This window comes from Methylibium sp. T29, assembly GCF_000576205.1.
Classification (GTDB): Bacteria; Pseudomonadota; Gammaproteobacteria; order Burkholderiales; family Burkholderiaceae_C; genus Methylibium; species Methylibium petroleiphilum.
Genome location: NZ_AZND01000005.1, coordinates 66,979 through 72,978, shown reverse-complemented (window position 1 = coordinate 72,978; position 6,000 = coordinate 66,979). Strand labels below are relative to the sequence as shown.

At 69.2% G+C, this 6,000-nt stretch carries 7 protein-coding genes; 5 read left to right on the top strand and 2 right to left on the bottom strand.

The window, feature by feature from the left end; genetic code table 11:
• Together x551_RS01995 and x551_RS01990 are read right to left on the bottom strand one after the other, a co-directional pair.
• The coding region (locus tag x551_RS01995) for an AlpA family phage regulatory protein (protein WP_036229286.1) at nucleotides 1-272 on the bottom strand (272 nt) is incomplete at its 3' end.
• Between the two features lie 382 nt (nucleotides 273-654).
• Complete coding sequence (locus tag x551_RS01990; protein ID WP_051495498.1) at nucleotides 655-1,449, bottom strand: AcaB family transcriptional regulator; 795 nt, start codon at nucleotides 1,447-1,449, stop codon at nucleotides 655-657.
• A 476-nt stretch (nucleotides 1,450-1,925) separates the two neighbouring features.
• On the opposite strand from x551_RS01990, the gene x551_RS01985 reads away from it, so the two are divergent.
• From x551_RS01985 to x551_RS01970, 5 genes are all read left to right on the top strand, one after another.
• Nucleotides 1,926-2,468, top strand: a complete 543-nt coding sequence (locus x551_RS01985) for a hypothetical protein (protein WP_197028709.1) — start codon at nucleotides 1,926-1,928, stop codon at nucleotides 2,466-2,468.
• Between the two features lie 66 nt (nucleotides 2,469-2,534).
• A complete protein-coding gene (locus x551_RS25715) occupies nucleotides 2,535-2,678 on the top strand; it encodes a hypothetical protein (RefSeq protein ID WP_155935774.1) in 144 nt (47 codons plus the stop codon).
• A gap of 9 nt (nucleotides 2,679-2,687) precedes the next feature.
• Nucleotides 2,688-3,014 carry a hypothetical protein gene (locus tag x551_RS01980; RefSeq protein WP_036229249.1) on the top strand — a complete coding sequence of 109 codons (327 nt, stop codon included), beginning with the start codon at nucleotides 2,688-2,690 and terminating at the stop codon, nucleotides 3,012-3,014.
• Nucleotides 3,015-3,072: 58 nt separating this feature from the next.
• On the top strand, nucleotides 3,073-4,665 hold the full coding sequence (locus x551_RS01975; RefSeq protein ID WP_036247378.1) for an ATP-binding protein: 1,593 nt from the start codon (nucleotides 3,073-3,075) through the stop codon (nucleotides 4,663-4,665).
• 290 nt (nucleotides 4,666-4,955) lie between these two features.
• Nucleotides 4,956-5,972: a toprim domain-containing protein gene (locus x551_RS01970; RefSeq protein WP_036229279.1), complete on the top strand. Its 1,017-nt coding sequence runs from the start codon at nucleotides 4,956-4,958 to the stop codon at nucleotides 5,970-5,972.
• Nucleotides 5,973-6,000 lie beyond the last annotated feature (28 nt).

Below are 6,000 nucleotides of genomic sequence, written 5' to 3'. Positions count from 1 at the left end.
CTGCCGCCCTGCTCGGTGATCCAGCGCCGCACATCTTCGGCGCGCCAAGCCGTGACTCCTGCCGACAGCTTCACCGGGCTCGGAAACGAGCGCGCACGGACCTGTCGCCACAGCGTGGACTTCGATATCGGCACGAACGCGAGCACCTGACGCTGGCGCAGGAAGCCCGTGTCGGGCAAGCAGGGTGAGGGGTTGTTGGCCGCGCCGGACTCGGTCGTGCGCAAGGGCGTGGCAGTAGCGGCGCTGCCGGGCAAGGAGGTTCGCATGGGCATGTTCGGTCTCCGCGGCGGACGGCTCCGCCGGAAGGCATGACCAGCTCGTTGCCGCAGCGAAGGGTCACGGTCGGATCGCTGCGGACAGGAACGCGAAGACTCCAGGTTTACCGCCAGTGCGTTCCCAGCTGGCGGTTCATGCGAACCGGCGCTGATGCCCGGCCCTGAAAAAGTGGTTGCTGATGGCGGGATGCCAGCGTTGCCGCTGGTCGCCTCAAGCGCAATCAAGGCAGGTGTCGACTGCGACGCCATCGACCTTCGATGGGAGGAGCGCTGCGACCCGTGGAGCCGCCATGCGCCTGCGTGAGACCGTAGCGCCGGCGATCAGTGAACGCACGTCGAGTGCAGCGTTCGCCTGCTAAACGGCGGCCTTGCGCGGGCGCTACGCGGTGGCGACTCGCGGCGCCGGGGTTTCATCGTTCTCGCCGTCGCCAGATGCGCCAGCCTCGGCAACTGGCTCGGCGGACGGCAAGGCAGAAATCGCCGCGTCTTGGCCGGCCAGGGCACTCGCATCGTCGCGTGTCGCATCTTCGACCGAATCACCCTGCCCCTCGATCTCGACCTCCGGTGCGTTCATGCGCCGCCGCAGTCCCGACGCGAAGTTGCGTGCCGCGGTGGCGACGCCGCGCACCTGGCGCTTCACCAGCGCACGCTGCTTGTCGACCTCGCGCGTGGTGATGACCTCGTGAATCTCCAGCGTCTGCAGCAAGGGCATCAGCTGGTCGAGCTTGCCGAGCAGTTCCAGATACCGCCGGCCGCTCGACGACAGCACGCCCACCTCGATCTCCAGCGCTCGAGTGTCGTAGGTCGCCACCCGCGTGATTCCGTGCGCCTTGAAGAGCGCTTCGGCGCCGTCGATGGCGCGGTCAAGCGCAGCCGAGACGGCATCCAGGCGCTCGCGCAGCGCCGTCTCGACGCGCGCAACGTCCTCGGGGTCCAGGCGCGTGCGCGCGATCACCGAGATGAAGTGCGCGTTGAGTTGCAGCGTCGCGAACATGCGCACGAACAGTCGCTTGCCCTCGGCGCTGGTGAAGCAGGCCGGCATCTTCACGCTCGCCGCCTCGACACGCCGATAGTCGACCTTGGCCTCGCGCGCGAGGATGCGCTCGTTGACGCCACCCTGGTCCACCCGCACGATCTGCAGGCTGGTGGTCGTCGGCAGGACATCGTTGTGCATGGGCCTCTCCCGCAACAATCACACTGAGAACGCGCTGGCGGCCAGTGTTCGCCGCGGCCGGCACCCATCGCCACGCGAAACGGCCGCGCGGCGGCGGTGGTTTCGCCATCAGCCCACGCCACGCGGCCCCAACCCCGTTGACCGCTGCCGATCGCGTCGCTACCTTTCGCACACGCAGCAGCTGGCCCTGCGTCCACCCCGGCAAGCCCTGTTGATCCTTGTGCGCATGCGAGCGGTTCGAACCCTTCGACCGCTTCGCATCCCGAGCGCGCTTTCGAGCCGTTGACTGCCCGGGCCCCGTGCGGCCGACGGCTGTAACGCGCGCTTCGATCGGTTGCTGGCATCCCGATCCCGCGGCACGCGCCGCGCCCAGCCAGCCCTTGAAGTCAGCCGCCGGCTCCGAGCCGGCATTCGTCACCCCGTGGGGCCATCGCCCCGCGGGCGGTCATGGCCTCCGCGTTCCCCATGGAGCCAACATGCCACATCCCCGAGCATCGCTCGAACGTTCCCGCGCGCCCCTCTTCACGGCCGGCGCCTACTGTGATTCGTTTGACGACGTCCCGACCGAGGACGACGACATCGCCCAAGCCGGCGCAGAGACCATCGACTGGACCGAGCAGGACGTCGTGTTCCTGCACTGGCGCCTGCTGCAGGAGGTCGAGGCGTTGTCGGATCCCGACACGCCGCTCGAAGCCAAGCTCGACACGCTGCGCTGGGTGTTCACCGAGCGCGAGAAGGACTCGCGGCCGTTCTCGTTCGTGAACTGCCTGCGCGTCGTCGGCTGCAGCCCGCTGTCGCCGATTACCTACTGCGGCCTCGTCGATGCCGAGGAGATCCGCAGGCGCATCCGCCATGGCGTGAAGCGCTGGCTGGAAGCCACGCTGACGCGCTACCCCGAGTGGGTGCGTGAAGCCGTCGCCCGCAATCCGGAGTGGGTCGAACTGCAACTCGCCCGCAATCCGCAGTGGATCAACCAACAGGTCCGCGCGGTCGCCCTGCAGGGCGACCTGTTCGCCTGAGCCCTTCGCCTGAGCCCTTCCCGGCCGCCGCCGCAGCGCGGCGACCACCACATCAAGGAACACACCATGTCCCGCTTCTATCGCGCGGCCGGCGTGCTGGCCGTTCTCGCATTGCACGCACTCGGCGCCCACCTGGACGCCATCGATTCGCCTTCGCCGCCCTCGCGCGCCGAAGGCCATCGCCTGCCCGGCGCCAAGCCGGTCCGCTGAGGAGCCGCCATGCACATCGTCTCCCAAGCCGGGCGTGTCGCGGCGCTGCTGCTGCCCGTGCGCGCACCCGAGGATCTCGAGTACCTCGTCAAGGAAAGCGAGATCGTCACCGGCCGGCCCGGCCGCACCTTCGTGATCGCCGGCGCCGACCGCCTTGCCTACCGGCTGCAGTGGCATCCGCTCGGCTTCCAGGTCGAGCGGCTCGACAGCCGCGGCCGCGCGCTGCACGTGCAGCAACTGCTGCTGTTCGAGTTCCTCGACCACCCGCTGCTGGAGGCCTTGCATGCCGGCCAGCTCTTCACCGCGCCGATCGAGTTCGACTCGCCGCGCGGTTGACTCATCCACCCCAAAGGCGGGCGTCCCTTCGGGGCACCCGCCATGCCGGAGAAACACCATGCAGATTCAAGTCCGCATCAACGAGGAAGGCGCGCTGCGCAACCAGCGCTTCGCCTTCACCGACCGATTCACCCTCGTGTCGGAACTGCTCCAGAACGCCCGGCGCGCAGGCGCCACGTCCATCACCGTCGACCACGACGCCGAGACCAGGACGCTGACCGTCCGCGACAACGGCCGCGGCATCGACGACTTCCAGAAGCTGCTGACCTTCAACGAGTCGGGCTGGGATGAGACCACCTGCGACGCCGAGAACCCGTTCGGCGTCGGGTTCTCGAAGTGCCTCTACGCCGCATCGCGCTGCATCGTGCGGTCGCGCGGTCTGTTCGCGGACTTCGACACCGCTGCCGCGCTGGCACGAACGCCAATCGACGTCGTCGAGTTGGCCGAGGCGCCGGCTGAAGGCACGCAGATCGAGTTGCACGGGGTCGACCTGCCCGACCTGGCCTCGCGCATCGCCACGCTGTGCGCGGGCTTCCCCGTGCCGGTGTGCTTCAACGGCAAGCGACTCGAACGCCCGCATGCCCCCGAGCACCTGGCGCTCACCGCGACGCCCGTCGGCGGCCTGCACCTGTGCGGCACGCGCGACGGCGAGCACAGCCACGACACCCTGGTCTATCTGCAGGGCTTCTGCGTGCTGCGCCCGATCTACCACCGCCCGGAGCGCGTGAACGTGCTGCACCTCGATGCGCGCCAGTTCATGGCCCGGCTGCCCGATCGCGACAAGCTGATCGACGAAGACCGGCAGCGCAAGCGCATCGACACCGCGCTGCGCGCCGAATGGCGCCGCGTGCTCGAGGACGCCAAGCGCGCCCTGCCCGCCGACGTGTTCGTCGACAGGTTCTATTCGGCCCTGCGAGGCTGGGGCCACCTGGACCTGCTCAACGACATCGACGCCCTGCCCGCCGCAGTGTTCGACGAGATCTGCGGCTACCCCTACCAGGAGGGCTCGGGCAACCGGGACTACCTGCGGACGGTGGCCGCCGCGCCGGCACGGGTGGCCATCGAGGCCGGCTCGGTCAAGCTGTACTCGATCGACTCGTTCGACGAGAACAACGCCGGCCGCTGGATGTTCGCGCGTGCCACGGGGTGCCTGCTCTTCAACCTGGGCGGCCTGCATCACGAGCATTGGGTGCAAGCCCATGTGCGCTGGCTGGACGACGAGTCGGTCACCGTCGAACCGCTCGGCGAGCGTGTTCGCCGCACGCTGGAAGGCCGCTGGATCTGGCCGGATGTGGTGCTGTGCGCCGCCGTTCGCGTCGGCGTGGGCAGCGATAGCGTGGACATCACCGATGCCGGCGTCCACCACGACGGGGTGCTCCACATCCCGGATGGCGAATGCTCGGGTGAACCGGTGCGTCAGGTCTCGAACTTCACCGACGAGAACGAGCAGTTCCTGGAGTCCGACCTGGACGCGGACCGCGAAGCTTTGGCCGACCTCATCCGTCGGCTGCGCTCCGTCGATCCGAAAGACACGCTCGACTCGCTGCTGCGTGAGTTGAAGCTCGAGCGCTATCCGGTGCTGCATGGCAGGCAGTTCCGCCTGAGCGTCGGCACCGGATCGGACGGCCATGCCGTCGAACTGGCCGATTGAGTTGATGGGTTGGAGGCCTTCGGGCCTCCTCTCCCCAGCGCAGCACCTCGCGTGTGCGCTGCGGAGAGGTTTTCCCGCAGGTCGCAGGCACACCTGGAGCGCGTTGCTCCGAAGCCGGCCCCGAAGTCCCTCCGGCGCTTTAGCGCCGGCCCGCCCGCCATGGCCGCGGAGCCTTGCCCTCAACCGGGCGCAGGCCCGGCGTGGTGGGTTCACCCGTCAAGGAGAAATCATGAAGCGACAACAAGCCATGCCCGTTTCCAAGTGCCGCCGCGGTGGCCGCGGAGGCCGCCATGAATGACACGGCCTTCGAGCATCGCATCGACGAAGCCAAACGCCGCGCACACGGCCGCTGGACCGAGATCCTGCGCAGCCTGGGCGTTGACAATCGCATCCTGGGCAAGCGCAACGGCCCCTGCCCGTCGTGTGGCGGCACCGATCGCTTCCAGTACACCGACAAGTTCGGCGAAGGCAACTACCACTGCCGCCACTGCGGCGCGGGAGGGGGCTTCAAGCTCCTGCAGGCCGCGCTCGGCCTCGACTTCGCGACCGCGCTGCGGCAGGTGGAGTCCTGCGTCGGCGCGCCGGCCCCCGCGCCGAGTGCCCCACCGGCGGCGGTCGAACCGTCCGCGCAGCGCATGCGCCGCCTCGCGCAACGCCTGTGGGACGAAGCCCTGCCCGTCCAGCCCGGCGACGAGGTCGATTGCTACCTGCGCCGCCGTGGGCTGCACCTGCGCCATGCGCCGAGTGTCCTGCGCCGTCACCCGGCGCTGGGCTACTACGAGAAGAACGCCGCCGGCCGCTCCTGCAAGGTGGCCGACTACCCGGCGATGTTGGCCTGCATCCAGGGCCCGGACGGCCACGCGGTGACGCTGCACCGGACCTACCTGAACGACGGCGAGAAGGCGCCGGTACCCGACGCACGCAAGGTGCTCTCGGCCGGCATCAACGGCGCCGCCGTCCGGCTGTGCGAACCGGCGCGTGAGCTCGCCGTAGCCGAAGGCATCGAGACCGCGCTGGCGGTGCACCTCGCGACCGGCAAGCCGGCGTGGGCCGCCGTCAGCGCCGGCAACCTCGAGAAGCTGTGGCTGCCCGAGTGCGTGCGTCAGGTCTGCATCTATGCCGACAACGACGCCGATGGCAGCTTCGAAGGCCAGGCCTGCGCCTACGCGCTGGCCCGTCGCCTGACCCGCAGCACGCCGGGCAACAACGCTCGCCAGGTGCGCGTGTTCCTGCCGCGCCAGCCCGGCCACGACTGGGCTGACGTGTGGCGCATGCGCAGTTCGGCTGCCGAAGCCCAGGCGGCGTAGCGGAACAGAGACATGAACCCCACCGGTC